At 75.0% G+C, this 26,899-nt stretch carries 30 protein-coding genes; 4 read left to right on the plus strand and 26 right to left on the minus strand.

Annotated elements, in window-relative coordinates:
• Nucleotides 1-2: 2 nt before the first annotated feature.
• From nuoE to F1C76_05910, 7 genes are all read right to left on the minus strand, one after another.
• Nucleotides 3-1,013 (minus strand): NADH-quinone oxidoreductase subunit NuoE, encoded by a 1,011-nt coding sequence (gene nuoE, locus F1C76_05880; GenBank protein QNG36179.1) that lies wholly within the window; start codon nucleotides 1,011-1,013, stop codon nucleotides 3-5.
• Complete coding sequence (locus F1C76_05885; GenBank protein QNG36180.1) at nucleotides 1,010-2,332, minus strand: NADH-quinone oxidoreductase subunit D; 1,323 nt, start codon at nucleotides 2,330-2,332, stop codon at nucleotides 1,010-1,012. Before F1C76_05885 ends, nuoE begins: the two co-directional genes overlap by 4 nt.
• Nucleotides 2,329-3,000: an NADH-quinone oxidoreductase subunit C gene (locus tag F1C76_05890; GenBank protein QNG36181.1), complete on the minus strand. Its 672-nt coding sequence runs from the start codon at nucleotides 2,998-3,000 to the stop codon at nucleotides 2,329-2,331. The genes F1C76_05885 and F1C76_05890 overlap by 4 nt, the downstream gene beginning before the upstream one ends.
• The gene (locus tag F1C76_05895) at nucleotides 2,997-3,665 is read right to left on the minus strand and encodes an NADH-quinone oxidoreductase subunit B (GenBank protein QNG36182.1); all 669 of its coding nucleotides are present in this window, start codon (nucleotides 3,663-3,665) and stop codon (nucleotides 2,997-2,999) included. Before F1C76_05895 ends, F1C76_05890 begins: the two co-directional genes overlap by 4 nt.
• Before the next feature lie 4 nt (nucleotides 3,666-3,669).
• Complete coding sequence (locus tag F1C76_05900; protein QNG36183.1) at nucleotides 3,670-4,035, minus strand: NADH-quinone oxidoreductase subunit A; 366 nt, start codon at nucleotides 4,033-4,035, stop codon at nucleotides 3,670-3,672.
• A 145-nt stretch (nucleotides 4,036-4,180) separates the two neighbouring features.
• A complete protein-coding gene (locus F1C76_05905) occupies nucleotides 4,181-5,470 on the minus strand; it encodes an NAD(P)/FAD-dependent oxidoreductase (protein ID QNG36184.1) in 1,290 nt (429 codons plus the stop codon).
• A 174-nt stretch (nucleotides 5,471-5,644) separates the two neighbouring features.
• Nucleotides 5,645-6,355: a demethylmenaquinone methyltransferase gene (locus tag F1C76_05910; protein QNG36185.1), complete on the minus strand. Its 711-nt coding sequence runs from the start codon at nucleotides 6,353-6,355 to the stop codon at nucleotides 5,645-5,647.
• 39 nt (nucleotides 6,356-6,394) lie between these two features.
• On the opposite strand from F1C76_05910, the gene F1C76_05915 reads away from it, so the two are divergent.
• Nucleotides 6,395-7,654, plus strand: a complete 1,260-nt coding sequence (locus tag F1C76_05915; protein QNG36186.1) for an isochorismate synthase — start codon at nucleotides 6,395-6,397, stop codon at nucleotides 7,652-7,654.
• A gap of 10 nt (nucleotides 7,655-7,664) precedes the next feature.
• Here F1C76_05915 and F1C76_05920 read toward each other — a convergent pair whose 3' ends face one another.
• Genes F1C76_05920 through F1C76_05935 form a run of 4 tightly spaced genes read right to left on the minus strand, consistent with a single transcriptional unit; the run spans nucleotide 7,665 to nucleotide 11,072 of the window.
• Complete coding sequence (locus F1C76_05920) at nucleotides 7,665-7,871, minus strand: helix-turn-helix transcriptional regulator (GenBank protein ID QNG36187.1); 207 nt, start codon at nucleotides 7,869-7,871, stop codon at nucleotides 7,665-7,667.
• A complete protein-coding gene (locus tag F1C76_05925; protein QNG36188.1) occupies nucleotides 7,871-8,350 on the minus strand; it encodes a DUF2975 domain-containing protein in 480 nt (159 codons plus the stop codon). Before F1C76_05925 ends, F1C76_05920 begins: the two co-directional genes overlap by 1 nt.
• Before the next feature lie 38 nt (nucleotides 8,351-8,388).
• A complete protein-coding gene (gene menD, locus F1C76_05930) occupies nucleotides 8,389-10,149 on the minus strand; it encodes a 2-succinyl-5-enolpyruvyl-6-hydroxy-3-cyclohexene-1-carboxylic-acid synthase (GenBank protein ID QNG36189.1) in 1,761 nt (586 codons plus the stop codon).
• The gene (locus tag F1C76_05935) at nucleotides 10,146-11,072 is read right to left on the minus strand and encodes an O-succinylbenzoate synthase (protein ID QNG39042.1); all 927 of its coding nucleotides are present in this window, start codon (nucleotides 11,070-11,072) and stop codon (nucleotides 10,146-10,148) included. The genes menD and F1C76_05935 overlap by 4 nt, the downstream gene beginning before the upstream one ends.
• Between F1C76_05935 and F1C76_05940 the strand changes: the two genes are divergently transcribed.
• Entirely contained in the window at nucleotides 11,023-12,240 is a 1,218-nt protein-coding gene (locus F1C76_05940; GenBank protein ID QNG36190.1) for an AMP-binding protein, read from the plus strand. The two genes, F1C76_05935 and F1C76_05940, sit on opposite strands and share 50 nt — an antisense overlap.
• Complete coding sequence (locus tag F1C76_05945) at nucleotides 12,240-13,109, plus strand: 1,4-dihydroxy-2-naphthoate polyprenyltransferase (GenBank protein ID QNG36191.1); 870 nt, start codon at nucleotides 12,240-12,242, stop codon at nucleotides 13,107-13,109. The genes F1C76_05940 and F1C76_05945 overlap by 1 nt, the downstream gene beginning before the upstream one ends.
• Here F1C76_05945 and F1C76_05950 read toward each other — a convergent pair.
• Complete coding sequence (locus F1C76_05950; GenBank protein QNG36192.1) at nucleotides 13,102-13,446, minus strand: DUF4229 domain-containing protein; 345 nt, start codon at nucleotides 13,444-13,446, stop codon at nucleotides 13,102-13,104. The two genes, F1C76_05945 and F1C76_05950, sit on opposite strands and share 8 nt — an antisense overlap.
• Entirely contained in the window at nucleotides 13,424-13,876 is a 453-nt protein-coding gene (locus F1C76_05955; protein QNG39043.1) for an Lrp/AsnC family transcriptional regulator, read from the minus strand. Before F1C76_05955 ends, F1C76_05950 begins: the two co-directional genes overlap by 23 nt.
• Before the next feature lie 125 nt (nucleotides 13,877-14,001).
• On the opposite strand from F1C76_05955, the gene F1C76_05960 reads away from it, so the two are divergent.
• On the plus strand, nucleotides 14,002-14,223 hold the full coding sequence (locus F1C76_05960) for a hypothetical protein (GenBank protein QNG36193.1): 222 nt from the start codon (nucleotides 14,002-14,004) through the stop codon (nucleotides 14,221-14,223).
• Nucleotides 14,224-14,283: 60 nt separating this feature from the next.
• On the opposite strand, the gene F1C76_05965 is transcribed toward F1C76_05960, so the two are convergent.
• From F1C76_05965 to F1C76_06025, 13 genes are all read right to left on the minus strand, one after another.
• Nucleotides 14,284-14,625, minus strand: a complete 342-nt coding sequence (locus tag F1C76_05965; GenBank protein ID QNG36194.1) for a hypothetical protein — start codon at nucleotides 14,623-14,625, stop codon at nucleotides 14,284-14,286.
• A gap of 115 nt (nucleotides 14,626-14,740) precedes the next feature.
• Nucleotides 14,741-15,703 carry a c-type cytochrome biogenesis protein CcsB gene (gene ccsB / locus F1C76_05970; protein ID QNG36195.1) on the minus strand — a complete coding sequence of 321 codons (963 nt, stop codon included), beginning with the start codon at nucleotides 15,701-15,703 and terminating at the stop codon, nucleotides 14,741-14,743.
• A complete protein-coding gene (locus tag F1C76_05975; GenBank protein QNG36196.1) occupies nucleotides 15,700-17,250 on the minus strand; it encodes a cytochrome c biogenesis protein ResB in 1,551 nt (516 codons plus the stop codon). The genes ccsB and F1C76_05975 overlap by 4 nt, the downstream gene beginning before the upstream one ends.
• A gap of 65 nt (nucleotides 17,251-17,315) precedes the next feature.
• Nucleotides 17,316-18,146, minus strand: a complete 831-nt coding sequence (locus tag F1C76_05980) for a cytochrome c biogenesis protein CcdA (protein QNG36197.1) — start codon at nucleotides 18,144-18,146, stop codon at nucleotides 17,316-17,318.
• A gap of 3 nt (nucleotides 18,147-18,149) precedes the next feature.
• Nucleotides 18,150-18,719: a TlpA family protein disulfide reductase gene (locus F1C76_05985; protein QNG36198.1), complete on the minus strand. Its 570-nt coding sequence runs from the start codon at nucleotides 18,717-18,719 to the stop codon at nucleotides 18,150-18,152.
• Nucleotides 18,716-19,327, minus strand: coding sequence for a histidine phosphatase family protein (locus F1C76_05990; GenBank protein QNG39044.1), 612 nt, complete (start codon nucleotides 19,325-19,327; stop codon nucleotides 18,716-18,718). Before F1C76_05990 ends, F1C76_05985 begins: the two co-directional genes overlap by 4 nt.
• Nucleotides 19,328-19,347: 20 nt before the next feature.
• Nucleotides 19,348-20,706 (minus strand): glutamate-1-semialdehyde-2,1-aminomutase, encoded by a 1,359-nt coding sequence (hemL, locus tag F1C76_05995; GenBank protein QNG36199.1) that lies wholly within the window; start codon nucleotides 20,704-20,706, stop codon nucleotides 19,348-19,350.
• Nucleotides 20,703-21,197, minus strand: a complete 495-nt coding sequence (locus tag F1C76_06000) for a hypothetical protein (protein ID QNG36200.1) — start codon at nucleotides 21,195-21,197, stop codon at nucleotides 20,703-20,705. The genes hemL and F1C76_06000 overlap by 4 nt, the downstream gene beginning before the upstream one ends.
• 19 nt (nucleotides 21,198-21,216) lie before the next feature.
• Entirely contained in the window at nucleotides 21,217-22,206 is a 990-nt protein-coding gene (gene hemB / locus F1C76_06005; GenBank protein ID QNG36201.1) for a porphobilinogen synthase, read from the minus strand.
• Nucleotides 22,203-23,762, minus strand: coding sequence for a bifunctional uroporphyrinogen-III C-methyltransferase/uroporphyrinogen-III synthase (locus F1C76_06010; protein QNG36202.1), 1,560 nt, complete (start codon nucleotides 23,760-23,762; stop codon nucleotides 22,203-22,205). Before F1C76_06010 ends, hemB begins: the two co-directional genes overlap by 4 nt.
• Before the next feature lie 85 nt (nucleotides 23,763-23,847).
• Entirely contained in the window at nucleotides 23,848-24,780 is a 933-nt protein-coding gene (gene hemC, locus F1C76_06015; protein ID QNG36203.1) for a hydroxymethylbilane synthase, read from the minus strand.
• A complete protein-coding gene (locus tag F1C76_06020) occupies nucleotides 24,777-26,153 on the minus strand; it encodes a glutamyl-tRNA reductase (protein ID QNG36204.1) in 1,377 nt (458 codons plus the stop codon). Before F1C76_06020 ends, hemC begins: the two co-directional genes overlap by 4 nt.
• Nucleotides 26,150-26,845 (minus strand): redox-sensing transcriptional repressor Rex, encoded by a 696-nt coding sequence (locus tag F1C76_06025; GenBank protein QNG36205.1) that lies wholly within the window; start codon nucleotides 26,843-26,845, stop codon nucleotides 26,150-26,152. The genes F1C76_06020 and F1C76_06025 overlap by 4 nt, the downstream gene beginning before the upstream one ends.
• Nucleotides 26,846-26,899: the final 54 nt, after the last annotated feature.

Below are 26,899 nucleotides of genomic sequence, written 5' to 3' on the forward strand. Positions count from 1 at the left end.
GCTCAGACCTCTCGCTCGACGGAGGTGCCGGCGCCGGACTGCGCCTGGCCATCGGTGCTGGTCTCGCTGCCGGCGTCCCGGTCGGCGGCCGCGCGGCCGGCCGGCTCGGGCTGGTCGGGGTGGTTCTGCTCGGCGCCGGAGCGCTCGGCCGGGTTGTCGGCTGCTGCCACCTGGGCGTCCGCGGCCTGCTCCCCCGGCGTCCCCCCGGTGTCCGGGCTCACCGGGGTCCCCTCGTCCGGGGAGCTGACGGTCTCCGGGGTCTCGCGGGCGGGCATGGGCGGGGCGGCCTCGCCGCGCTCGGCGGCCAGCCGGACGCCGCGCAGGGTGGGGACGCCGGCCGAGGGCCCGTCGACGGCGGCCCGGGCGGCCGCGGCGTCGGCGTGCTGGGAGAGCCCGGCCAGCTGCCGGGAGATGCCGCGGAAGTCCGTCAGCGGGGCGCCCCGGGTGGGGGCCGGCTTCTCGCCCCGGCGCAGCGCGGCGACGATCTCGACGGCGGACTCGACGTCCTGCTGGTCGTAGAACTCGTAGTCCACGGTGACCACGGGGGCGTAGTCGCAGGCGGCCAGGCACTCGGCGTGCTCCAGGGTCACCGCGCCGTCGGGGGTGGTCTGGTCGTGGCCGACCCCGAGGTCGGCGCTGAGCCGGTCGTAGATCCGCTGCCCGCCGAGCACCGAGCACAGCGTGTTGGTGCAGACGCTGACCAGGTGCCGGCCGGTGGGGCGGCGCTTGTACATCGTGTAGAACGTCGCGACCGCGCCGACCTCGGCCTTCGTCAGGCCCAGCTCCTGCGCGCACAGCGCGATGCCCTCGGGTGAGACGTACCCCTGCACCGACTGGACCAGGTGCAGCATCGGCAGCAGCGCCGAGCGGGGCACCGGGTAGCGGGCCATCAGCTCGCGGCACTCGGCGCGGGTCTGCTCGGTCAGCGGCTCGAGGTCGGTGCGCTGCTCGGCCGGGCTGGAGTCCAGCCCGGTCACCGCCGTCCCCTCCGCGGAGCCCGGGAGAGCCGTCATCGGTCCACTCCCCCCATCACGGGGTCGATCGAGGCGATCGCGGCGATGACGTCGGCGATCATGCCGCCCTCGCTCATCGCCGCCGTCGCCTGCAGGTTGGTGAAGCTGGGGTCGCGCACGTGGACCCGGAAGGGCCGGGTGCCGCCGTCGCTGACCACGTGGAAGCCGAGCTCGCCACGGGGGGACTCGATGGCCTGGTAGACCTGCCCGGCCGGGACCCGGAACCCCTCGGTGACCAGCTTGAAGTGGTGGATCAGGGCCTCCATCGACTGGCCCATGATGTGCTTGACGTGGTCCAGGGAGTTGCCCATGCCGTCGGCACCCAGGGACAGCTGCGCGGGCCAGGCGATCTTCTTGTCCTCGACCATCACCGGGCCCGGGCGCAGCCGGTCCAGGGCCTGCTCGACGATCTTCATCGACTCGTTCACCTCGGCCATCCGGACCAGGTAGCGGCCCCAGGCGTCGGCGGTGTCGGCGGTGGGCACCTCGAAGTCGTAGGTCTCGTAGCCGCAGTACGGCTCGACCTTGCGCAGGTCCCAGGGCAGCCCGGCGCTGCGCAGCACCGGGCCGGTGACGCCCAGGGCGATGCAGCCGGTGACGTCGAGGTACCCGACGTCGCGCAGCCGGCGCTGCCAGATCGGCTGGCCGGTGAGCAGCCGGTGGAACCCGGCGACCCGCTCGGGCATCACGGTGAGGAACTCGCGGATCTTGGCCTCGACGCCGTCCGGGAGGTCCTGGGCCAGACCGCCGGGGCGCACGTAGGCGTGGTTCATCCGCAGCCCGGTGATCTCCTCCAGCAGGTCCAGCACGAGCTCGCGCTCACGGAACCCGTTGGTCATCCCGGTGAGGGCGCCCATCTCCATGCCGAAGGTGGCCAGCCCGACGAGGTGGCTGGCGATCCGGTTGAGCTCCATGACCAGCACCCGGATGGTGGTGGCCCGCTCGGGCGCCTCGATGCCCAGCAGCTTCTCCACCGCCAGGCAGTAGGCGGTCTCGTTGAACAGCGGCGCCAGGTAGTCCATCCGGGTCACGAACGTCGTGCCCTGGGTCCAGGTGCGGTACTCGGTGTTCTTCTCGATGCCGGTGTGCAGGTAGCCGATGACCACCCGCGCCTTGGTCACCGTCTCGCCCTCGAGGTCCAGCACCAGCCGGAGCACGCCGTGGGTGGAGGGGTGCTGGGGCCCCATGTTGACCACGAGGCGTTCCTCGGCGAGCGGGTCCGAGCCGAAGGTCAGGTCCCAGTCGCCACCGGTGACGGTGTAGACGCGGCCCTCGGTGGTCTCGCGGGACCCGGCGTACGGGTCGGTCGTCTGGGTCACCGGTAGCTCCGTCGCTCGTCCGGGGGCGGGATGGTCGCGCCGTGGTACTCGACCGGGACGCCGCCGAGCGGGTAGTCCTTGCGCTGGGGGTGGCCCTCCCAGTCGTCGGGCATGAGGATCCGGGTCAGCGCCGGGTGGCCGTCGAAGACGAGGCCGAACATGTCCCAGGCCTCGCGCTCGTGCCAGTCCGCGGTCGGGTAGACCGCGGTCACGCTGGGCACGTGCGGGTCCTCGGCCGTCACGGCGACCTCGAGCCGGATCCGCCGCCGGTAGGTCATCGAGGTCAGGTGGTAGAGCGCGTGCAGCCGCTTGCCGGCCGGGCCGCCGGCGTCGAGGTAGTCCACCCCGGACACCGAGGAGCACAGCTCGAAGCGCAGTGCGTCGTCGTCGCGCAGGGCCTGGACGAGGGTGAGCAAGTGCTCGCGCTCGACGAAGTAGGTGATCTCGCCGCGGTCGACCAGCACGCGGGGGACGGCGGCGTCGTACGAGGCCTGCCCGACCGCCTCGATCAGCGCGTCGGTGACCTCGTCGAACCAGCCGCCGTAGGGCCGCTCGGTGGAGTGCAGCGCGACAGCGCCGCCGGGCTCGACCCGGACGAGCCCGCCGAAGCCCGAGGTGTCCCCGGAGCCGGTGACCCCGAAGGCACCGGTGCGGAAGGCCCCGGTCATCCGCGCTCCCCCGGGAGCAGGACGGCGTTGCCGCCGCGCTGCTCGATGGCGAACTGGCCGGTGCGCCCGGCGGCCGCGGCGTCCTCGTAGGCCTTCTTCGCGGCCTTGTCCACGCGCACGGTGGAGGGCATCGCGACGTGCAGGTCCGGCGCGGTCCCGTCGGCCCGGGCGGCGGCGAGGGCGGCGGCGCGCTTGGGGCCCATCGGCTCGTGCTGGATCTTGTGGTGCAGCTTGAGGATGGCGTCCATCAGCATCTCCGGCCGCGGCGGGCAGCCGGGCAGGTACATGTCCACCGGGACGATGTGGTCGACGCCCTGGACGATCGCGTAGTTGTTGAACATGCCGCCGGAGCTGGCGCAGACGCCCATCGAGAGCACCCAGCGCGGCTCGGGCATCTGGTCGTAGATCTGGCGCAGGACCGGGGCCATCTTCTGGCTGACCCGCCCGGCCACGATCATCAGGTCGGCCTGGCGTGGGGAGGCCCGGAAGACCTCCATGCCGAACCGGGCCAGGTCGTACCGGCCCGCACCCGAGGCCATCATCTCGATCGCGCAGCAGGCCAGCCCGAAGGTGGCCGGCCACAGCGAGGACTTCCGGGTCCAGTTGACCAGCTTCTCCACGCTGGTCAGCAGGACGCCGCTCGGCAGCTTCTCTTCCAGGCCCATGAGCTCAGTCCCATTCCAGTCCACCGCGACGCCAGACGTAGGCGTAGGCGATGAACACGGTGGCGATGAAGACGACCATCTCGATCAGGCCGAAGACGCCCAGGGAGTCGTTGGCGACCGCCCAGGGGTAGAGGAAGACGATCTCGATGTCGAAGACGATGAACAACATCGCGGTCAGGTAGTACTTGATCGGGAAGCGCCCGCCGGTGAGCGGCTGGTCGACCGGCTCGATCCCGCACTCGTAGGCCTCGAGCTTGGCCTGGTTGTAGCGGCGCGGGCCGATGAAGGGCGCCGCGGTCACCGAGAACAGCGCGAACCCGGCCGCCAGCACGAACAGGCCGACCAGCGGCACGTACGTCGCGAGCACCAGCGCCTCCCCGAGTTCCCGCCGAGCTTGTGAATTGCTTCACAAGTGGTTTCAGCTCGACCCTATGTCGCCGGTCACAGGAAACGGAAGCCACCCCGGGTGGGCGTGGCGCAACTCAGGGCACCCTCACCGCGGGTGGCCGGGGTGCTCAGGCGGCGGGGAGGACCTTCGTGAGGACGGCGATGGTCCGGTCGACGGCGTCGCCGTCCCGGCCGTCGTGCAGGTTGCCCATCAGGCGCAGCGCGGCACGGACCAGCGCCGGGCGCTTGAGCCCGTGCGCGAGGGCGAACCGGGTGAACTCCGGACGGGCCAGCAGGGCGAGGAAGCCGGCACCGAGCCGGTGGTGGCCGCCGTAGGAGTCCCGCAGCAGCTCCGGGTAGCGCCGCAGGACGGCCTCGCGGGCCGGGCCGGCGGGCAGCGCGAGGGCCTCGACGACGACCTCGGCGGCCGTCCGCCCGGTCTCCATGGCGTAGCTGATGCCCTCGCCGTTGAACGGGTTGACCGAGCCGGCGGAGTCACCGACCAGCACCAGGCCGCGGGTGTACGCCGGTCGGCGGGACAGCGAGGTGGGCAGGCCGGCACCGCGCAGCGGGGTGGCCGCCTCGACGTCGAGCTCCCACTCGGGCGGGAGGGTCGCCAGCCAGCGGCGGTAGACGGTGCGGGCGTCGTCGTCGGCGGTGCGCCGGGTGTCCAGGAAGCCGAACCCGACGTTCGCCGTCCCGTCGCCCATCGGGAACAGCCAGCCGTAGCCGGGCATGGACGCAGCATCCGGGCCGCGGTCGGTGAGGTCGAAGGAGATGTCGAGGTACGGGTCGGCGGCGCGCGGCGTCGGCACGTACTGCCGGACGGCGACGCCGAGCGGCAGGTCGGTGCGCCGGTTCAGCCCGAGCGACTTCGCCAGCCGGCCGGAGAGCCCCTCGGCGGAGACCACCAGCGGGGCGTGCCAGGTGGCCGGTTCCTTGTCCGGCCCGACCTGCGCGCGCACCCCGGCGACCCGGCCGGCCCCGTCGAGCAGCGGCTCGGTGACGGTGACGCCGTGGTGCACCTGGGCACCCGCGGACTCCGCGTGCCGGGCGAGGGTGTCGTCGAGGTCGGCGCGGGTGCGGATCAGCCCGTAGCCGGGCCAGTGCGACAGCTCGGGCCAGTCGACCTCGGTCACCCGGCCACCACCGAACACCCGAAGCCCGCGGTGCCGCACCCACCCGTCGGAGGTGTCCACGCCCATCGCGTGCAGCGCCGCCACCCCGCGAGGGGTCAGCCCGTCGCCGCAGACCTTCTCCCGGGGGAAGTGCGCCTTCTCCAGCACCACCACGTCCAGTCCGGACGACGCCAGCCACCAGGCCGCGCTGGACCCGGCGGGGCCGGCGCCCACGACGACGACGTCGGCACGGCGACCGGTGGGGAGGGGCACCGGCCGATCGTAGGTGCGTCCGCTCAGGTGGGCGGTGGTGCGATGGGGTCGGTCGGGCTGGGCGTGGGGCTCTCCGGCGGGCTGGGCTCAGACGGCACCGGGTCGACCGGGGTGGGGGGCATGCCGTCGGGGCCGGGATCGGGCGTCGCGGGGAAGGTCATGCCGGGGTGTGCCCGGCGTCACGCGCCCGGAAACGACGGGTCAGACCCGGGTGCCCCGGTGCAGCGCGACGATCCCGCCGGTGAGGTCGCGCCAGGCCACGTCGGACCAGCCGGCGTCCTGCAGCTTGCGGGCCATCACCGGCTGCGGGGGCCAGGCCCGGATCGACTCGGCGAGGTACACGTAGGCGTCGGGGTTGCTGCTGACCGCGGTGGCCACCCGCGGCAGCGCCTTCATGAGGTACTCGGTGTAGACGGTGCGGAAGGGCGTCCAGGTGGGGCTGGAGAACTCGCAGACCACCAGCGTGCCGCCCGGTCGGGTGACCCGGCGGAACTCGCGCAGCGCCGCGTCGGGGTCGGCCACGTTGCGCAGGCCGAAGGAGATGACGACGCCGTCCACGCTCTCGTCGGCCAGCGGCAGCGCCATCGCGTCCCCGGCCAGGAACGGCACGTCGCGTCCGGAACCCGCGCGCAGCATGCCCAGGGAGAAGTCGCAGGCGATGGCGGTGACCCCGCCGGAGGCGAGCTCGACGGTGGACACCCCGGTGCCGGCGGCCACGTCGAGGACGGTCTGCCCGGGGCGCGCGCCGAGGGCCTCGCGGGTGGCCCGGCGCCAGCCGGCGTCCAGCCCGCCGGAGAGCACGGTGTTGGTGAGGTCGTACTTGCCGGCGACCCCGTCGAACATCGCGGCGACCTCGGCGGGCCGCTTGTCCAGCGTGGCCCGGTAGCCCTGTGTCCGATCTCCTGCGCTCACGCCCGACGACGATACGGCGGTGCTCCTACTCTGGCTGGGGTGAGCACGGTGGCCGCGACGACGACGGACGTCGTCGTCACGACCCCGGTGGGCGCCCGCCGCACCCCCCTGCTGAACCTGCTGCCCGTCGAGGGCGCGGTCACCTGGGTGCGCCGCGGCGAGGGCCTGGTGGGCTGGGGCGAGGCCGACCGGCTCGAGGTGTCCGGCCCCGACGCGCTGGCCCGGGCCCAGCAGTGGTGGACCGACCGGTGCGCGCGCACCGAGGTGGTCGACCCGGTGGGCGTCCCCGGCTCCGGTCCGGTGGTGTTCGCCTCGATCGCCTTCGACCCGACCGCGGGCACGTCGGTGTTCGTCGTCCCCGAGGTCGTGGTGGGCCGGCGCGGCGGGCAGACCTGGGTGACCACCACCGGGGACGCGCTGGACCGGCCGGTGTTCGAGACCTCCGGCGAGGAGGCCGACACCTCCATCGGGCAGCTGGCCTACGCCGACGGCGCACTGGACCCGGTGACCTGGTGCGGCGCCGTGGCCCGGGCCGTGGCCCGGATCGACGCCGGTGAGCTGGACAAGGTGGTGCTGGCCCGCGACCTGCTGGTCACCGCCGACCACCCGTTGGACCCCCGCCGGCTGCTGCTGCGGCTGGCCGCGCGGTTCCCCGACTGCTGGACCTTCTCCGTCGACGGTCTGCTCGGCGCGACCCCCGAGCTGCTGCTGCGACGCACCGGGCGGGAGCTGTCCTCCCGGGTGCTGGCCGGGACGACGTCGCGCGGCGCGGGCGCCGAGGACGACCGGCTGGCCGACGCGCTGACCCACTCGGGCAAGGACCTCGCCGAGCACGAGTACGCCGTCGCCTCGCTGGTGGCCACGCTGAGCCCGTTCTGCGCGACCCTGGACGTGCCGGCCACCCCGCAGCTGCTCACGCTGCCCAACGTGCGGCACCTGGCCACCGACCTGCGCGGCACCCAGCGGGCCGACTCCCCCGCCGGGCTGCTCGACCTGGTCGCCGCGGTGCACCCCACCGCCGCCGTCTGCGGCACGCCCACCCCGGTGGCCGCCGCGCTGATCGCCGAGCTCGAGGGCATGGACCGCGGCCGGTACGCCGGCCCGGTCGGCTGGCTGGACGCCGCCGGCGACGGCGAGTTCGGGCTGGCGCTGCGCTGCGCCCAGCTGACCGGGGCCGACGGCGGTGCCCAGGCCCGGCTGTTCGCCGGCTGCGGCATCGTCGCGGGCTCCGACCCGGCCGCCGAGCTCGCCGAGACGCAGAACAAGCTCGCCGCCTTCCAGGCCGCGCTGGAGGACTAGCGGTCGGCGGTCAGTCGTCCACCCACTCGAGCAGGTCGCCGGGCTGGCAGTCCAGCACCCGGCACATCGCCTCCAGGGTGCTGAACCGCACCGCCTTGGCCCGGCCGTTCTTCAGCACCGCGACGTTGGCCGGGGTGAGCCCGACCCGTTCGGCGAACTCGCCGACGCTCATCTTGCGGCGGGCCAGCTCCACGTCGATGCGGACGACGATGGACATCAGATGACCTCGTCGAGGTCCGACCGCAGGGTGGTGGCCTCCTTGAGCAGCGAGCGCATCACCACGACCACCAGGCCGAGGACGGCGACCCCGGTGGCCACGAGCAGCACCAGCAGCAGGACGCCGGGGTCGTCCGCCGTGGCACCGACGAAGGCCAGCAACACCAGCAGGAGCAGCTCGGCACCGGCGACGGCGTAGACGATCCCGTCGACCCAGCCGAGCGAGGCCGGGGTGAAGATCCGGTCCCGCTGCACCAGGGTCAGCAGACGCCAGGTGCACACCAGCACGACCTGCACGCACAGCACCCCCAGCACGGCGCCGATCGTCAGCGGCCAGCGCAGGTACGCCAGGTCCGGCTCCTGCTCGGCCATGTGCCGGAACTGACCGGGCAGCGAGAGCACCTGGAACACGACCAGCACCGCCAAGAGCGCGACCAGACCGGCGCGGAGCAGGGGCACCACACGGCGGGTCGTCAACATCCACCGATGATCGATCGATTCCGATCGGAGGTCAAACATCACCCGAGGGTGTCGGCGACCACCGCGCGGATCCGGACGGCCAGCTCGGCCTCGGCCCGCTGGTCCCCCCGGACGACGACCACCCGGGGCCCGCCGGCCGCCAGGGCCGGGCCCAGCTGAGTGGCGTCGCTGATCGCGGTGGCGGCCCAGCCCATCGCCCGGGCGACCGAGACCAGGTCGCGGCCGTGCGGGGTGCCGAAGACCCGGCGGTAACCGGCGGCGTGCTCGGCCCGGCCCGGTTCGAGCTGGGCGAAGATGCCGCCGCCGTCGTTGTCGGGGACCACCACGGTCAGGTCGGGCACCGGCTCGCCGTCCCCGGTGAGCAGGCCCTGCAGGTCGTGCAGGAACGTCAGGTCGCCCATCAGCGCGAACGCCGGTCCGCCACCGGCGCCCTGGTGGGCCAGTGCGGCCCCGATCGCGGTGGACACCGTGCCGTCGATGCCGGCCACCCCGCGGTTGGCCAGCACGGTCACCCCCTGGCGGGGGGCGGCCAGCCGGTCGACGTCGCGCACCGGGTTGGACGAGCCGAGCACCAGGAGCGCCCCGGCGGGCAGGGCGGCGACCAGGTCGCGGGCCAGCCGGCCGGCGGTCAGCCGGGGCTCGGCGTCCAGCACGGCGTCCACCGCGGTGCCCACCGCGAGCGCGGCCTGCGCCCACTCGTCGGCCCAGCCGTCACTGACCAGGTGCCCGGAGACGTCGAGCCCACCGAGTGCGGCACCCGGGTCGGGCAGCACCCCGGACACCGCCGAGGAGCCCCGGCCGGCGTCGGGCCAGGTCGGGTGCGGGGTGAAGGTCTCGACCACGACGTCGGAGGCGGCCAGCAGTGCCGAGACCGGCCGGGTGAGGGTGGGCCGACCGACGACGAGCACCCGGTCGGGCCGGTGCGCGTCGGCCCAGGCGCCCGAGCCGAGCAGCAGCGATCCGCCGCGCACCGCCGTGGCGGCACCCCACGCGCCGCTGCTGGGCTCGGCGAGCACCGGCCAGCCGCGCTGCTCGGCGACGACGGAGGTGCTGCGGCCGACCGCGGGGGGCGCGTCGCCGGCGACCACCAGGGTGCGTCGGCGCCGCGGGGTGCCGACGGCGGCCGGGGGCAGCGGGGTGCTGACCATCGGCCCGGAGCCCGGCGCCACGGTGGTCCAGGGCGCACCGTCCGGCCGGCCGGCCCAGACCCCGGACGGCGGTTCCGGACGCGGGTCGTGGCCCTCGGGCATCAGCGGCTCGCGCAGCGCCAGGTTCAGGTGCACCGGCCCAGGGTCACCGGACAACGCCCCGCCGGCCACGATCAGCGCGCGCGCGGTCAGCGAGCGCCAGTACCGGTTCTGCGGGGCCTCCCGGCCCTCCTCGGGGGCGCCGAGGTCGGCGGCCCAGCGCACCGCGCCGCCGTAGAGCCCCACCTGGTCGATCGTCTGGTTGGCCCCGGTGCCACGCAGCTCGGCCGGTCGGTCGGCGGTCAGCGCCAGCAGCGGCACCCCGGACTCGTCGGCCTCCAGCACCGCGGCGTGCAGGTGCGCCGTCGCCGTCCCCGAGGTGGTCAGCACCGGCACCGGCCGCCCGGAGGCCTTGGCCAGCCCGAGGGCCAGGAACGACGCGGTGCGCTCGTCGATCCGCACGTGCAGCCGCAGCCGGCCCGCCAGCTCGGCCTGGTGCAGCGCCAGCGCGACCGGGGCCGACCGCGACCCGGGGCAGACCACGGCGTCGGTCACCCCGCCGCGCAGCAGCTCGTCGACGAAGACCCGGGCGAAGGCGGTGGACGGGTTCACGCCGCGGCCACCCGCTCGAGCCGCTCGCGCCAGCGACGGTCGGTCTCCGGGTCCGCGGCGACCGCGTCCAGGGCGTCGGGGACGACGGCGCCGACCGGCAGCGCGCCGTCCACGGGGAGCAACGGGCTGGAGCTCACGTCGGCGGTGAACAGCGCCAGGCTGCCCAGCCCGCAGGCGAAGGGCAGCTCGGGCAGCGCGGCGGCCAGTGCGACCCCGGCGGCCAGCCCCACCGAGGACTCCAGCGCCGAGGACACCACGCAGGGCAGCCCGTGCGCCTGCGCCACCTCCAGCGCCGCGCGCACCCCACCGAGCGGCTGCACCTTGAGCACCACCACGTCGCAGGCCTCCCGCAGGTCCACCCCGGCCGGGTCGGCGGCCCGGCGCACCACCTCGTCGGCGGCGACCCGCACCTCGACCCGGCGGCGCAGGGCCACGAGCTCCTCGACGCTGGCACAGGGCTGTTCCACGTACTCCAGGGTCCACCGGTCCAGCGCGCGGATGCGGGCCACCGCGGTGTCGACGTCCCAGACGGCGTTGGCGTCGACCCGCAGGCCACCGGCCGGGCCCAGCGCGTCCCGCACGGCCTCGACCCGGGCCTCGTCGTCGGCGGCGGTCTGCCCGGGCTCGGCGACCTTGACCTTCGCCGTCCGGCAGCCCGACGCGGTGACGATGGCGTGCGCCTGCTCGGGGCCGACCGCCGGCACGATGCAGTTGACCGGCACCGAGCTGCGCAGCGGGGCGGGCCAGCCGACGGTCGCGGACTCGACGGCCGATGCCCACCAGCGGCGGCTCTGCGCGTCGTCGTAGTCCCAGAACGGCGAGAACTCACCCCAGCCCGCCGGGCCGCGCACCAGCACGCCGTCGCGGACGTCGATGCCGCGGAAGCGGGTGCGCAGCGGGGTCGCGTACACCCGCACCTCCATCACGGGCGCGAGCCTAGGCGGCCTACCCTCGTCCCCCGTGGCCCGGCAGCTGTCCCTCGTGCCCGCGCCGCCCCTGGGTCCCGCGGTGCTCGAGCACGTCTGGCCCGCCCTGCGCGCGGCTCTGGACGGTGCCGCCCCCCTGGCCGTGCTGCCCGCCGGCGACGGCCCGGCCGCGACCGCCCGCGCCGTGCTGCGCCCCGAGGTGCCGCTCGAGGACGACGTCGACCTCGTCGTCGTCACCTCCGGGTCCACCGGCACCGGCCGGGGCGTGCTGCTGTCCGCGGCCGCCGTCCGGGCCTCGGCGACGGCGACCCTGGACCGGCTCGGCGGACCCGGCGACTGGCTGCTGGCCCTGCCGGTGAGCGCGATCGCCGGCCTGCAGGTGCTGGCCCGCTCGGCCCTGGCCGGCCGGACGCCGACCGTGCTGGGCCACGGCCAGCCGCTCACCGACGCCGTGGCCGCGATGCCGGACGGGCGCCGCTACACCGCGCTCGTGCCCACCCAGCTGCGCCGGTCGCTGGCCGCCGAGCCCGAGGCGCTGCGGGCCTTCGACGCGGTGCTCGTCGGCGGGGCGGCCACCGACCCCGACCTGCTCACCGCGGCCCGGGACGCCGGGGTGGCCGTGGTGACCACCTACGGGATGACCGAGACCGCCGGCGGCTGCGTCTACGACGGCGTCCCGCTGGACGGGGTCGCGGTGCGGGTCGCCGAGGGGGTCGAGCTGGCCGGGCCGGTGCTCGCGCAGGGCTACCGGCTGGACCCCGCGGGCACCGCGGAGGCCTTCGCCGGCGGCTGGTTCCGCACCCGGGACGCGGGCACGTGGGCCGAGGGCCGGCTCACCGTGCACGGCCGTCTCGACGACGTGTTCATCAGCGGCGGGGTCAACGTCTCCCCCCAGGCCGTCGAGGCCGCGCTCCGGGCGCACCCGGACGTGGCCGATGCCGTGGTCTCCGGGGTGCCCGACGCCGAGTGGGGCCACCGGGTGGTCGCCGCCGTCGTCCCCGCCCCCGGGGCCGCTCCCACGCTGGAGACGCTGCGGCCCTGGGTGGCCGGGCGTCTCGGCGCCGCGGCCGCCCCCCGGCAGCTGCACCTGCTCGACGCCGTTCCCGTGCTGCACACCGGCAAGCCCGACCGCCGCGCGGTCACCCGTCTGATCGAAGGAGCCTGATGGCCACCCCCGCCCAGTGGCTGGCCGGCGCCCGCCCGAAGACGCTGCCCGCCGCCGTCGCCCCCGTGCTCGTGGGCTCCGGCGTGGCCCAGGCCCTCGACGGCTTCCGGCTGCTGCCCGCGCTGCTCGCCCTGCTGGTGGCGCTCGCGCTCCAGGTCGGGGTGAACTACGCCAACGACCACTCCGACGGCAAGCGCGGCACCGACGCCGACCGGGTCGGCCCGATGCGGCTGGTCGGGTCCGGCGCGGCCTCGGCCCAGGCGGTCCTGGTCGCGGCCCTGCTGGCGTTCGCGGTCGCCGGGGTCGCCGGCCTCGCGCTGGCCGCGCTGTCGAGCTGGTGGCTGGTGCTGGTCGGCGCGGTCAGCATCGCCGCGGCGTGGACCTACACCGGTGGCCCGATCCCCTACGGCTACCGGGCGCTGGGCGAGGTCTTCGTCTTCGTGTTCTTCGGCCTGGTCGCCACGGTGGGCACCACCTTCGTGCAGGCCCGCACCGTCGAGGGGCTGGCCTTCGCCGCGGCAGTGCCGGTCGGGCTGCTGATCACCGCGATCCTGGTGGTGAACAACCTGCGCGACGTGCACGGGGACGCCGCCGTCGGCAAGCGGACCCTCGCGGTGCTGCTCGGCGAGCGCTCCACCCGGTTCTTCTTCGTCGGGCTGCTGGCGGTGTCGTTCGCGGTGGTGCTGCTGGTCGGGCTGGGCCGACCCTGGGCGCTGCTGGGGCTGCTGGCCGCGCCGCTGGCCGTCCCACCGGCCCGCACGGTGCTCCGCGGCGGCACCGGACCGGCCCTGATCAGCGCCCTGCAGGGCACCGGGCAGGCGACCCTGGTGACCGGTGTGGTCTTCGGGCTGGGGCTGGCCCTCAGCTGATCGGGTCGTCGGTCCCGCGCAGTCGGGCCCGCAGGTCCTCCTTGCCGGCCTTGCGCACCGCGGAGCGGGCCGCCAGCGCCTCCGTGAGCCGCTCCCGGACGCCCTTGAGGAGCACGAACGACAGCGGCATGGACAGCAGCAGCCCGAACAGCAGGCCGGGGAAGCTGCCCAGCCCCAGCGCCCACAGCAGCGCGACGAGCGCCGCGGCCAGCGCGAGCCGGCCCAGCGTGTAGAGCGCGAGCAGCGGCCACGGCGAGGGCGGCGTGGCCGGTCCCCCGGTCGGGCTCACCGGACGGGCCGGCTCGGGACGGGTCTCACTCGGTTCCGGTGCGGCCATGACGGCCCTCCCACTTGGTCGACAGCACGACGGTCGTCCGGGTGCGCGCGACGCCCCGGATCCTGTTCAACGCGCTGATGGTGTGCTCCAGTGCCGGGATGTCGGTCACCCGGACCTTGAGCACGTAGCCCTCCGAGCCCGCGGTGCGCCAGCAGTCCTCCACCGACGGCAGTGCGGACATCGCCTCCTCGAGGCCGACGTCGTCGACCTCGTCGCTCTCGATCACCCCGACCAGCGCGGTCACCCCGAGCCCGACCGACGCCGGGTCGACGACCGCGGTGTAGCCGGTGACGACGCCGTTGCCCTCGAGCTTGCCGACCCGCTCGTGCACGGCCGGGGCGGAGAGCCCGACCTGCCGGGCGAGCTCGGCGTAGCTGGCCCGCCCGTTGGCGCGCAGCAGCGCGATCAGCTGCTCGTCGACGGCGTCGATGTCGTCCTCCGGTGTGGTGGTCCTGTGCAGTCGGGTGATCACCCACCCCCGAGTATCGCCGCGCACGTACGCTGGGGGCAGAGCGGGTCTGCACGTCAGCGCACGGCGGGGAAGAGGGTGGCCCAGTGGTCTTTCTGGTGATGCTGGTGATCGCGGTCGCGGTGGTGGTGCTCGTCATGCGGGCGGCAGCCACCCAGGGCGGCGGTCCCGGCGGGTCCGGCGGCGGGGGTTCCCGGCCGCCCCGGCCCACGCGCGGCCCCAAGCCGCCGCAGCGCTTCGTGGCCCCGGACGACGACCCGGACTTCCTCCGCGAGCTCGACCGGCGCAGCAAGCGCGACGACGCCTGAGCGTCCCACCCACCAGTCCCTGACGGGCCCCTCCGCACCGCGGAGGGGCCCGTCGGCGTCTCAGGCCGCACTGGTGGTGGAGCTGTGACCGCCGCCGAAGAAGCGCCGCCACCCGCTGCGCCGCGGGGTGGGCACCTCGGCCGGGGCGTCCTGCGATGCGTCCAGGGCCGCCAGCAGGGAGCCGTCGTCCCCGGTCGGCGCGGTGTCGGGCTCGCCGGGCCAGCCCAGGCCCTCGCCGCGACCGGGCGGGGCCGGCCAGCCCACCGAGGACGTCGACTGCGGGGCGGTCACGTTGGCCTCGCCCCGGTGGGTGCCGCGCGGCGCGGGCACCGTGCGGCGCCCGAGGGCGTCGGCCACCAGCGGGTGCGACCCGGCCCCGTCGATCGACGCGTGCCTACCCACGGTGGGCGCCTGAGAGCTCGTCCATGGGGGAAGAGTCCCACGGACAGGCGTCCGTGGCACCCCTCAGGCCGTCACGACCCCCCGGTCGGATGACGCAGCGTCACCGTCCGGGGAGTCAGACCCCGCCGTAGGAGTGCAGACCGGTCGAGACCATGTTCACGTAGAGCAGGTTGAAGACCATCACGGCCAGACCCACGACGTTGACCCAGGCCGAGGGCCGGCCACGCCAGCCGGCGGTGGTGCGGGCGTGCAGGTAGGCGGCGTAGACCACCCAGGCGATGAACGCCCAGGTCTCCTTGGGGTCCCAGCCCCAGAACCGGCCCCAGGCGCTCTCGGCCCAGATGGCGCCGGCGATGACCGCGAACGTCCAGATCGGGAAGCCGAAGACAGCGGTGCGGTGCGCGGTGCGGTCCAGCGAGGCCGCGCTGGGCAGCTTGTGCACGATGCGCGAGGCCGGGGCGTCACCGGCGGCCACGCGGGACTCGTACCGGGAGCGCACCAGGTACATGACGCTGGCGATGCCGGACACGAAGAAGATGCCGAAGCCGAGGATCGCGGTGGTGACGTGCACGGCGAGCCAGCTCGAGCGCAGCGCGGCGACCAGCGGGCCGGCCTCGGCGTAGAGGAACAGCCCGATGCCCACCATGGACAGCACGACCGGGGCCAGCACGAAGACCCCGATGTGGCGCAGCGCCGGGGTGCGCACGGCGAGGACCAGGTAGACGACGACGGCGACCAGCACGACGGCGGTGCCGAACTCGTACATGTTGCCCCAGGGCAGCCGGCCGGTGGCCGCACCGCGGGTGACGAGCACCCCGGCCTGGACCACGGCGCCGAGTGCGGTGAGCACCATCGCGGCGGTGCCGACCCGGCGGGCCCTGACCGGCTCGGCGGCGTCGGTGTCGGCACCGGTGACCGGGCCGCCACCGCCAGCGGCGACGAGCTCGCGGGACCGGGCCGGCGCGTGCTTGCCACCGAAGGCGAGCTCGGCGCAGAAGGCCACGACCGCCAGGGAGTACAGGGCCACGGCGATGGAGAAGAAGGTGTCCGACAACGCGGCGAGCGAGGGGTCTGTCACGAGCGCTGGTTCTCCTCAGGCGTGGTGCGGGGGTGGTCGGCGTCCCGGCGGGCCAACGCGGCCGCGACGTCGTCGGTGAGTGCGGTGAAGCGTGGCGCGGTGTCCGCGCTGCCGCGGGTCAACGAACCCACGGCGAGGACGGTACCCGCGCCGTCGGGCCCGGTGGTGGTGCGGGCGAACACCCGTTCCCGGCGCAGCAGCAGCATCCCGAGCAGGCCCACGAGCACCGCGATGGCGGCGCCGAGCACCCACACCTGACCGGGGTCGTGGTTGAGCTGCATGGCCGCGAACTGCTTGAGCCCGGAGAACGTGATGACCGTGCCGTCCTCCAGAGTGGTGGACTCCCCCACCGACAGGTTGGCCCGGCCGACCTCGCTGAGGGTGCCCCGGTCGATCTGGGTCTGGTCGACCGAGTAGACCGACTGCGGCAGCCCGGAGTCCAGTCCCAGGTAGCCGCGGTAGACGAACAGCGCGACCTGCGGGTCCAGCGGGCGCGGGTCGACCGAGGTGAGGACGCCGCCCTGCACCGAGCCGGTCGGGGCGAAGAACCCCTCCAGCGCCAGCTGGTCGTCGCTGCCCGGGACGTCGGGGAGCTTGAGCGCCCCCTGGCTGGCCATGGTCGTGGTGTCCGAGGGCAGGAACGGTGCCGAGACGTCGGTGAAGGCGTCCCCGTTGGGGAAGGTGACGGTGAAGACCGGGGAGAAGCCGTGCCCGGTGGTGTAGACCCGCACGCCGTCCTGGCGCAGCGGGCTGTTCACCCCGATGGTCGTGTTCCGGCTGGCCTGCCCGGCCAGGCCGTAGTCGATGTCGGCGGTGAAGGAGGCCGCGGTGAGGTTCTCCTCGTAGTCGGCCTTGAAGTCCTCCAGGCCCACGCAGAGCGGGGCCATGTCGGAGGCGTCGACCAACGGGCCCGCGGAGTAGGTGTCGTACTGCTGGAAGGTGTTGCAGAACCGGTCGCCCTCGGTGACCAGGATCGACCCCTCGTAGCCCCAGAGCTTCCCGCCGGCCAGCCCCAGGAGCAGGGCCAGCAGCGCGAAGTGGAAGACGACGTTGCCGGTCTCCTTGAGGAAGCCCTTCTCCGCCGAGAGCTCGGGGCCGTGCCTGCCCTCGCGCCGGACGACGCGGAACCGGCGGACCCGGAGCTCCTCCTCGACCACGTCGAGGGTGTCGGCGGCGGGCAGCGGGCTGTCCAGGGTGGTGGACTCCGGCAGCCGGTGCAGGTGCCGCGGGGCCGGCGGGGGCTTCGCGACGACCGCACGGGCGTGCTCGATCGCCCGCGGGACGACGCAGCCGATGAGCGACAGGAACAGCAGCAGGTAGATCGCGGCGAACCACGGCGAGGCGAAGACGTCGAACAGGAACAGCTTGTCCAGCACCGGGGCCAGCGTCGGGTGCTCGGCGAAGTAGCCGGTGACCTGCGACTGGGACAGCGAGCGCTGGGGCAGCAGCGACCCGGGGATGGCGGCCACGGCGAGCAGGAACAGCAGGATCAGCGCGGTGCGCATCGCGGTGAGCTGGCGCCACCAGCGCAGCAGCGTCGACCCCACGCGCGAGAGCGGGCCGGGCCGCGGCGGCGGTGCCGGGGACGGCGTCGGACGTTCGACCGTCGTGGTCACAGGAGTCCCTCCCCGAAGCCGGTGCTGGCGATCCAGGAGCGGAACCAGATCATCATCTCGGTCCAGGCGCCGGTGAGCAGGAGCAGTCCGACGACGATCAGCACCGCACCGCCGAAGCGGCTGACGGCGGCGGCGTGCCGGCGCAGGAAGGTCGTCGCGCCCACCGCCCAGCGGGCGCCGAGGGCGACGAGCACGAACGGCACGCCCAGACCCAGGCAGTAGGCGACGCCCAGGAAGGCGCCGCGGGCCGCGGTGGCCTCGGTGAAGGCCAGCGAGTTGACCGCCGAGAGCGTCGGGCCCAGGCAGGGGGTCCAGCCCAGGCCGAACACGACCCCGAGCAGGGGCGCCCCGGCCAGCCCGGTGGCCGGCTTGACCGACAGCTTCTTGGTGCGCTGCAGGAACGGCAGCCAGCCCAGGAAGCCCAGGCCGACGAGCACGGTGACCCCGCCCATGACCCGGGTGATGACGTCGGCGTGCACCAGCAGCAGCCGGCCCAGCCCGCCGAACGCGGCGCCGAAGGCGACGAACACGGCGGTGAACCCGAGCACGAAGAGAACCGCGCCCAGCACCATCCGCCCGCGCGGGGAGCGCTCGTCGACCGGGACGCGCACCGCGGTGGCCACCGCGCCGTCCCCGGCCGGAGCCGGCGTGGCCGGGGTCGCGGTGCGGACGCCGGTGCCGACCAGGCCGGTGACGTAGGACAGGTAGCCGGGCACCAGCGGCAGCACGCAGGGCGAGGCGAAGCTGATCAGCCCGACCAGCGCGGCCACGGCGGCGGCCACCAGCAGCGGGCCGTCGGTCACCAGTCCGGCGAAGGTCTCACCCACGGCTCAGCCCTCGTCCAGGACCCGGTCGAGGGCGGCGCGGAGGTCCTCCTGCGAGACGGCCGCGGTGTAGACGGCGGCCACCCGCCCCTCGCGGTCGAGCACGATCGTCGACGGGATGGCGGTGGCCGGGTAGTCCCGGAAGGCCAGCGCGACCTCACCGGCGGGGTCGAAGACCGAGGGGAAGGTGACGCCGACGTTCTCCACGAAGGCCTGGGCGAGCTGCTCCTGGTCCTTGACGTTCAGCCCGAGGAACTGCACGCCCTGGTCCTGGACCTCGGTGTAGACCTCCTGGAACTCGGGGGTCTCCACCCGGCAGGGCGGACACCAGGAGCCCCAGAAGTTGAGCACCGCGACGTCGCCGTCCAGCGAGGTGGACTCGAACTCCCCGCCGCCGAGCAGCGTGCCGGAGAACTCCGGACCGGAGGCCCGCTCGGCCTCGGGGATGACGTCACCGGACGGGGTGCCCTCGACGAACCGGAACTCCCCGCCGTTGTTGACGTCCACGGCGTTGGCCCCGGTGGTGCACCCGGTCAGCACGGCGCCGGCGAGTGCGAGACCCAGCAGCCTCCTCATGCGCCACCCACCGTGCCCTTCCCCGCGGGGCCGGCGGGCTCGGCGTAGTCGACCCGGGCCAGCCGGTCGTCCTCGAAGGTGAACGAGGTGACGCTGGCCAGCCCGCACTGCCGCTTGCGGGGGTCGTGCAGGTAGGAGCGGCCCTCGGCGTTCAGCCGCAGGGTCCAGATCGGCAGCTGGTGGCTGACGCAGACGGCGGCCGAGCCGCGGGCGGCGTCCCGGGCGGCGTGCACGGCACCGGTCATCCGCCCGGCGATCTCGGTGTACGGCTCGCCCCAGGAGGGCGTCCACGGGTTGCGCAGCCGCCACCAGTTGGCCGGGTGCTTGAGCGCGCCGTCGCCGACCCCGAAGGTCTGGCCCTCGAAGGAGTTGCCGGCCTCGATCAGCCGCTCGTCGGTGGCGATGGGCAGGTCCAGCGCGGTGGCGATCGGGGCCGCGGTCTCCTGCGCGCGCTGCAGCGGCGAGGCGACCAGGTGGGTGATCGGCGGCCGCTGGGCGAACCAGTCGGCGGCCGTGGCGGCCATCCCGTGGCCGGCGTCGGACAGGTGGAACCCGGGCAGCCGGCCGTAGAGCACGCCGGTCGGGTTGAACACCTCGCCGTGCCGCATCACGTGCACCACGGTGGTCGTCACGGCTGGAGCACCTGGGCGTCGTGGGAGACCGCGGGGGCGGTGCCCGGGGTGGCCACGGCGGCGGCGCGGGCCGCGGCCGGCAGCGCGTCGAGCACGTGGGAGACGGCCTCGTCGTCCATCGCGGCGTTGACGAACCACGACTCGAAGGCCGAGGGCGGCAGGTAGACGCCCTGGGCGAGCATCGAGTGGAAGAACGCGGTGTGCTGCGCGGTCTCCTGGGTGCGGGCGTCGTCGTAGTCGCGCACCACGCGCTCGTCGGGGACGAAGAAGACCGAGAACATCGAGCCGGCCTGCTGCACCCGGTGCGGCACCCCGGCCGCCGACAGTGCGGTCGACACCGCACCGCGCAGGGTGGCGGCGACCGCGTCGCAGCGCTCGTAGACCTCGGGGGTGCAGTGCTGCAGCGTGGTCAACCCCGCGGCGACCGCGACCGGGTTCCCGGCCAGCGTCCCTGCCTGGTAGACCGGCCCGAGCGGGGCCAGCTGCTCCATGAGGTGCTGCTTGCCGCCGAAGGCCGCGGCCGGCAGGCCACCGCCCATCACCTTGCCGAAGGTGAACAGGTCGGCGTCGACGGGGTCCAGGCCCTGCCAGCCGGCCCGGGTGACCCGGAAGCCGGTCATCACCTCGTCGACCACCAGCAGGGCACCGTGCGCGGCGGTGATCCGGCGCAGGTGCGCGTTGAACCCGTCCAGCGGGGGGACGACGCCCATGTTGCCGGCGGCGCCCTCGGTGATCACGCAGGCGATCTCGCTGCCGCGCTCGGCGAACACGGCCTCGACCGCGGCGACGTCGTTGTAGGGGAGCACCACGGTGTCCGCGGCCGCCCCGGTGGTGACACCGGGGGTGTCGGGCAGGCCCAGGGTCGCGACGCCGGAACCGGCCGAGGCCAGCAGCGCGTCGACGTGCCCGTGGTAGCACCCGGCGAACTTGACGACGACGGGACGACCGGTCGCACCGCGGGCCAGCCGGATCGCCGACAGCACCGCCTCGGTGCCGGAGTTGACCAGCCGGACCTGCTCGACGGCGTCCACCCGGTCGACGATCTCGGCCGCCAGGTCGATCTCCCCGGCGGTGGGGGTGCCGAAGGAGAACCCGCGCCCGGCGGCGGCCACCACGGCCTCGACGACGGCGGGGTGCGCGTGGCCCAGGATCATCGGGCCCCAGCTGCTGACCAGGTCGACGTAGCGGCGCCCGTCCACGTCGGTGATCCAGGGGCCGGACCCCGACGCCATGAAGCGCGGGGTGCCCCCCACGGCGCGGAACGCGCGCACGGGTGAGTTGACGCCACCGGGGGTCACCCGGGCGGCCCGGGCGAACAGCTCGGCCGATGCGGGGGCCTCGTACGGGAAGGTCACGTCCCCACTGTCCCAGGCGCGTCGGGCGGGGTGGTGGCCCCCGGGTGAGCTGTGAGCAGGGCCTCCGTCAGCTGTGCGGGGCGGCGCGTGGGGGCGAGCACGGTGGTGCCGTCGGTGCGCCGCAGCGGCAGGCCGACCCGGCCCTTGGGCACGGTGACCCCGCCGCCGAGCACCGGGGCGCCGACGTCGACCCCCGCACTGCCGGTGCGCAGCGCGTGCAGGTCGACCTCGGCCAGCGGCAGCCGCTCCCGGCCGACGACCAGGGTCGCGTCGGTGCCCCGGCCCTCGACCTGCACGGTCCAGACCCGGTCGGCCGACACGACGCCGGCGGCGATGATGCCCAGCACCACGACGATGGCCAGCACCCACAGCAGCGGCGGCACGTCGCCCCCGGGCAGCAGCACGTCGGCGACAGCGAGGACGAGGAACACCGCGGTGACGCCGTAGAAGGTCCGCCAGGACCCACCCGGCTCCCGGTAGCTGGGTTCCATCAGCGGTTCAGCACCGGGATCAGCGCAGCCAGCCGGCTGCCTCGACCGCCCAGTAGGTCAGCACGGTCCCCGCGCCGGCCCGGCGGATCGAGGTGAGGGTCTCCAGCACCGCGCGCTGCCGGTCGACCATGCCGCGGGCGGCGGCCGCCTCGACCATCGCGTACTCACCGCTCACCTGGTAGGCGCTGACCGGCACGTCGACGGCGTCGGCGACCTGCCGGACGATGTCCAGGTAGGGCAGCGCCGGCTTGACCATGACGGCGTCGGCGCCCTCGGCGAGGTCCTGGGCCACCTCGCGCAGCGCCTCGGCCGCGTTGGGCGGGTCCATCTGGTAGGTCGACCGGTCGCCGAACTGCGGGGCGCCTTCGGCGGCCTCGCGGAACGGACCGTAGAAGCCCGAGGCGTACTTGGCCGCGTAGGCCAGGATCGGCACCTCGGTGAAGGCCGCGGCGTCCAGGCCGGCGCGGATCGCCGCGACCTGCCCGTCCATCATCCCGCTGGGGGCGACCAGGTGGGCCCCGGCCTGCGCCTGGGCCACGGCGACGGCGGCATAGCGGTCCAGGGTGGGGTCGTTGTCGACCACGCCGGCCGGGGTCACCACGCCGCAGTGCCCGTGGTCGGTGTACTCGCACAGGCACAGGTCGGCCATCAGCACGAGCTCGTCGCCCAGGTCGGCCCGCAGCTGCTGCAGCGCCACGTTGACGATCCCGTCGGCGGCGTCGGCCTGGGAGCCCACGGCGTCCTTGTCGGCGGGGATGCCGAAGAGCATCAGCCCGCTGATCCCGGCCTTGGCCGCCTCGTGGGCGGCCTTCCGCAGCGAGTCCAGCGAGTGCTGGACGACGCCGGGCATCGAGCTGATCGGCACCGGGGCGGTGACGCCCTGCTTGACGAAGACCGGCAGCACGAGGTCGGCGGGGCTCACCCGGGTCTGCGCGGTCATCCGGCGCATCGCCGGGGTCGAGCGCAGCCGCCGTCCCCGCGCGAAGCCCGGGTGCGCCCCGCCGGTCACTCGGCGTCCTCGCTGGTGGCGGTCTCCCCGGCGGCCTCGGCGCGGCGGGCCTCGGCGAACGCGGCGAGGGCGTCCACCAGCGGGCCGACCGCGGCGGTCTCGGGCTGCACGTCGACCCGCAGGCCGAACTCGGTGGCGCTGGCCGCGGTGGCCGGGCCGATCACCGAGACGACGGTGCGGGCGTGCGGCTTGCCGGCGATGCCGACCAGGTTGCGCACGGTGGAGGAGGAGGTGAAGCAGACGGCGTCGAAGCCGCCGCCCTTGATCGCCTCGCGCACGGCGGCGGCGGGCGGCGCGGCGCGCACCGTCCGGTAGGCGGTGACGTCGTCGACCTCCCAGCCGCGGTCCTTCAGGCCCGCGGTGAGGGTCTCGGTGGCGATGTCGGCACGCGGCAGGAGGACCCGGTCGATCGGGTCGAACACGTCGTCGTAGGGCGGGAAGTCCACCAGCAGGCCCTCGGAGGACTGCTCCCCGGCCGGCAGCAGCTCGGGCACGATGCCGAACTCGCGGACGGCGTCGGCGGTCTGCTCACCGACGCAGGCGACCTTGACCCCGGCGAACGCGCGGGCGTCCAGGCCGAGCTCGGCGAACTTCTCCCGGACGGCGCGCACGGCGTTGGTGGAGGTGAACACGATCCAGCCGTAGCGGCCGGTGACCAGGCCCTTGACGGCGCGGTCCATCTGGGCCGGGCTGCGCGGGGGCTCCACGGCGATGGTGGGCACCTCGACCGGGACGGCGCCGTAGGCACGCAGCCGGTCGCTCATCTCCCCGGCCTGCTCACGGGTGCGCGGGACCAGCACGCGCCAGCCGAACAGCGGGCGGGACTCCCACCAGGAGAGCTTGGCGCGCTTGTCCACGACGGCGCCGACGGTGACGACGACGGAGCCGGTGAGGGCCTCGACCCCGGCGGTCTTCTCCGCGACCGCGGACAGCTTGGCGGTGACCGACTTCTGCGAGGTGCCGGTGCCCTCGGCGGTGACGACCACCGGGGTGGAACCCGACAGCCCGCCCTCGACGAGGCCCGCGGCGACGCTGGGCAGCTGGTCGGCAGCGACCTGGAGCACCAGCGGGCTGCCGGTGCCGGTGGACGCGGCGGCCAGCGCTGCGAGGTCGGTGGGGGTCTCCCCGCGCAGGTCGGCCTGCACCGAGCCGGCACCGATCGCGACACCGGCGTAGGCCGGCACCGCGGTGCCCACGGCCACGCCGGGGACGACGTCGAAGGGCACGCTGGTCCGGGTGACCGCGAGGGTCTCCTTGACCACCGCGTCGGTGGTGAACGGGTCACCGGCGACGAGCCGGACGACGACCGAGCCGTTCTTGGCCGCGGCCACCGCCGTCTTGGCGATGTCGGCGGGCTCGCCGGTGGCGACGGTCAGCTCGACGTCGGGGTGGGCCTCGCGGACCGCGTCGGTCAGCGGCGCCGGGACGTCGGCGTCGGTGATGACCAGGTCGGCGGCGGCCAGGGCGTCGGCGGCGCGGGTGGTCAGCAGTCCGGGGTCGCCGGGACCGGCGCCGACGAACACGACTCGGCCGGTCTGCTTGCGTGAGCGCGTCATCGCGTGCTCCTCATCTGATCCCCGGGGTGGGGTCGCTTGCGGGTGGATCGGGGGTCTGTGGGGTGCTGCTGGGTGGTGCGGTGGGTCATCGGCTGACGGCCATGAGGGCCGCCGCGCCGCGGTCGAGCAGCTCGGCGGCGAGCTCGCGGCCCAGCCGGGCCGGGTCGGCCGCGGGACCCGAGACCGACCCGCGGACGGCGTCGCTGCCGTCGATCGCGGTGACCGAGGCCCGCAGGTACAGCTCGTCGCCGCCGTCCTCGGCCTCGCCGATCTCCGCGTGCGCGGCGACCGGGGCACTGCAGCCGGCCTCCAGGGTGGCCAACACGGTGCGCTCGGCCACGACGCAGGCGCGGACGCCCGCGTCGTCGAGGGCGGCCAGCAACGACCGGGTGGTCGCGTCGTCGCTGCGGCACTCCACGGCGAGCGCCCCCTGCGCCGGCGCGGGGAGCACCTGCAGCGGGTCGAGCACCTCGGTGACCGCCTCGAGCCGGTCGAGCCGGGCCAAGCCTGCCCGGGCGAGGACCACCGCGTCCAGTTCGCCGCTGCTGACCTTGCCCATGCGGGTGTCCACGTTGCCGCGGATCGGCACGACCTCCAGGCCCAGACCGAGCGCGCGCAGCTGGGCCACCCGGCGCGGGGCGCCGGTGCCGACGGTGGAGCCGACGGGCAGCTCCCCCAGGGTCAGGCCGTCGCGGGCGACGAGGGCGTCGCGGGGGTCCTGCCGGGCCGGGACGGCGGCGATGGTCAGCCCCGGCTCCTCTGCGGTGGGCAGGTCCTTGTAGCTGTGCACGGCGAGGTCGACCGTGCCGGCGTGCAACGCGTCGCGCAGCGCGCTGACGAACACCCCGGTGCTGCCCAGCTGGGTGATCGCCGCGGCCGACCGGTCGCCCTCGGTGGTGATGTGCACCAGCTCGACGGGGACCCCGCTGGCCGCGGTGATCGCATCGGCGACGTGCTGGGACTGGGTGAGCGCCAGCCGGCTGCGCCGGGTGCCCAGCCGCAGCGGCGGGCGGGTCACGAGACCTCCCGGTCGACGCGGAGCCGGCCGGTGCCCGCCGCGGGCAGGTCGGCGTCCACGACGGCCTCGGCCAGGGTGGCCGAGCTCGTGTCGGCGTCCAGGCCCAGCCCGAACAGTGCACGCAGCGCGTCGGCGTAGTCGGTGCCGCCGGGGGCCCCGGCCAGCTCCTTGACCCGCACGGTCGGCTCGTGCAGCAGCTTGTCCACGACCCGGCGCACGGTGCGGGCGATCTCGCTGCGCGCCCGGGCGTCGAGGTCGGGCAACCGGGTCGACAGCCGCAGCAGCTCGGCGTCGACGACCCCGGCGGCCTGGCTGCGCAGCGCGGACACCGTGGGCGCCACGGCGGCGGCCTGCCGCTCGGCGCGCAGCAGCGAGGTCTCCAGCTCGACCAGGGCGTGCGCAGCGGCGATGTCGTCGCTGGCCACCGTCCCCGCCAACGAGCCGGCGTGCCGCTCGGCGCGCTCGCCCTGCAGCATCGCGAGGTCGACCACGTGCACCCCGGGCAGCGCGCCCACGGCCGGGTCGACGTCGCGCGGCAGGGCCAGGTCGACGACCACCAGCGGACGGTCGCGGCCGACCATCGCCGAGGTGACCACGTCGGTGCCGATCACGGTGCCGGTGGCACCGGTGCAGGTGACCAGCACGTCGGCGAGGGCCAGCTCCTCGGCGAGGGACTCCAGGTCGGCGGACCGGCCCTGCAGGGACTCGGCGAGCCGGGCGGCCGAGGCCGGCGTCCGGCTGGCGACGGTGAGGGCGGCGCCGCGGCGGGCCAGCGTGGTCGCGGCCAGTGCGCCCATCGAGCCCGCGCCGACGACGAGCACCGGGCGCCCGGCCAGGTCGCCGATCCGCTCGGTGACCCGCTCCAGGGCCACCGACACCAGCGAGGCGCCGGCCTTGTCGATGCCGGTCTCCGAGTGCACCCTCTTGCCCACCCGCAGCGCGCGCTGGGTGATCGGGTGCAGCTCGCGGCCGATCGTGCCCTCGGCCTGCGCGAGCGCGTACGCCGCCCGCAGCTGCCCGAGCACCTGGGTCTCCCCGACGACCATCGAGTCCAGACCGGCGGCGACGGTGCAGAGGTGGCCGATGGCCTGGTCCTCGTAGTGCACCGTGACGTAGGGCGACAGGTCCTCCACGGTGGCCCCGGCGTGCCGGGCGAGCACCCGGCTGACGTCGGTGACCCCGCCGTGGAAGCGGTCGACCTCGGCGAAGACCTCGACCCGGTTGCACGTCGCGAGCACCAGGGCCTCGGAGACGTGCTCGGAGTCCAGCAGCTCGTGCAGGGTCTTGGCCGTGTCGTCCCCGGTCATCGCGACCTGCTCGAGCAGGGCGACCGGCGCGGTCTGGTGGCTGATGCCGACGGCGAGCAGGCTCATCGGGCGACCCCCACGGCGGTGAGGTCGGTCGGGACGGTGTCGGGCACCAGCTGCACGCCCTTCTGCTGGTCGAGGAAGGCGAGCACCTGCAGCTCGACGGAGAGGTCCACCTGCCGGACGTCGACGCCGGCGGGGACGGTGAGCGCCTGGGGGGCGAAGTTCACGATGCTGCGCACGCCGGCGGCGACGAGCCGGTCGCAGACCGACTGGGCGACCTCGGCCGGGGTGGTGACCACGGCGATGGTCACGCCGTGCTCGGCCACCACGGCCTCCAGGTCCTCGACCGGGCGCACGGTGGTGTCCCCGACGAGGTCACCGACCCGGGCGGGGTCGGCGTCCAGCAGCCCGACGAAGGTGAAGCCGCGGCTGCCGAAGCCGGCGTACCCGGCCAGGGCCGAGCCCAGGTTGCCCATGCCGACCAGCACACAGGCGCGCTGCTGCTCGACCCCGAGGGCCCGGGCCAGCCGCTCGCGCAGCGCGGGCACCGCGTAACCGACCCCGCGGACCCCGCAGGGGCCCAGGTAGGAGAGGTCCTTGCGCAGGCCGGCCGGGTTGACCCCGGCGGCCGAGGCCAGCTCCTGGCTGGACACGTGGCTGCGGCCGCCGCCGGAGAGCCCGGCGAGCACACGCAGGTACACCGCCAACCGGGCGACGGTGGCCTCCGGGATCATCCGGGGCCGCGGCTGCATCACGGGCCAACTCCACAGCGGTCGGAGACCGCGCGACGGGCGGGAGCCCGGGCGATC

Source organism: Geodermatophilaceae bacterium NBWT11 (genome assembly GCA_014218215.1).
Classification (GTDB): domain Bacteria; phylum Actinomycetota; class Actinomycetes; order Mycobacteriales; family Geodermatophilaceae; genus Klenkia.

Bases quoted from the DNA above. Each gene is read 5' to 3' on its own strand.
- F1C76_05985 (QNG36198.1), bottom strand. From the start codon at position 18,719: ATGAGGAGGCTGCTGGGTCTCGCACTCGCCGGCGCCGTGCTGACCGGG.
- F1C76_06010 (QNG36202.1), bottom strand. From the start codon at position 23,762: ATGACGCGCTCACGCAAGCAGACCGGCCGAGTCGTGTTCGTCGGCGCC.
- F1C76_05950 (QNG36192.1), bottom strand. From the start codon at position 13,446: ATGGCCGCACCGGAACCGAGTGAGACCCGTCCCGAGCCGGCCCGTCCG.
- F1C76_05895 (QNG36182.1), bottom strand. From the start codon at position 3,665: ATGGGCCTGGAAGAGAAGCTGCCGAGCGGCGTCCTGCTGACCAGCGTG.
- F1C76_06020 (QNG36204.1), bottom strand. From the start codon at position 26,153: ATGAGCCTGCTCGCCGTCGGCATCAGCCACCAGACCGCGCCGGTCGCC.
- F1C76_05940 (QNG36190.1), top strand. From the start codon at position 11,023: ATGCCGCGGAAGCGGGTGCGCAGCGGGGTCGCGTACACCCGCACCTCC.
- F1C76_05920 (QNG36187.1), bottom strand. From the start codon at position 7,871: ATGTCCATCGTCGTCCGCATCGACGTGGAGCTGGCCCGCCGCAAGATG.
- F1C76_05935 (QNG39042.1), bottom strand. From the start codon at position 11,072: ATGGAGGTGCGGGTGTACGCGACCCCGCTGCGCACCCGCTTCCGCGGC.
- F1C76_06000 (QNG36200.1), bottom strand. From the start codon at position 21,197: ATGGAACCCAGCTACCGGGAGCCGGGTGGGTCCTGGCGGACCTTCTAC.
- F1C76_05990 (QNG39044.1), bottom strand. From the start codon at position 19,327: ATGCGGCACGGCGAGGTGTTCAACCCGACCGGCGTGCTCTACGGCCGG.
- nuoE (QNG36179.1), bottom strand. From the start codon at position 1,013: ATGACGGCTCTCCCGGGCTCCGCGGAGGGGACGGCGGTGACCGGGCTG.
- F1C76_05890 (QNG36181.1), bottom strand. From the start codon at position 3,000: ATGACCGGGGCCTTCCGCACCGGTGCCTTCGGGGTCACCGGCTCCGGG.
- F1C76_05945 (QNG36191.1), top strand. From the start codon at position 12,240: ATGGCCACCCCCGCCCAGTGGCTGGCCGGCGCCCGCCCGAAGACGCTG.
- F1C76_05925 (QNG36188.1), bottom strand. From the start codon at position 8,350: ATGTTGACGACCCGCCGTGTGGTGCCCCTGCTCCGCGCCGGTCTGGTC.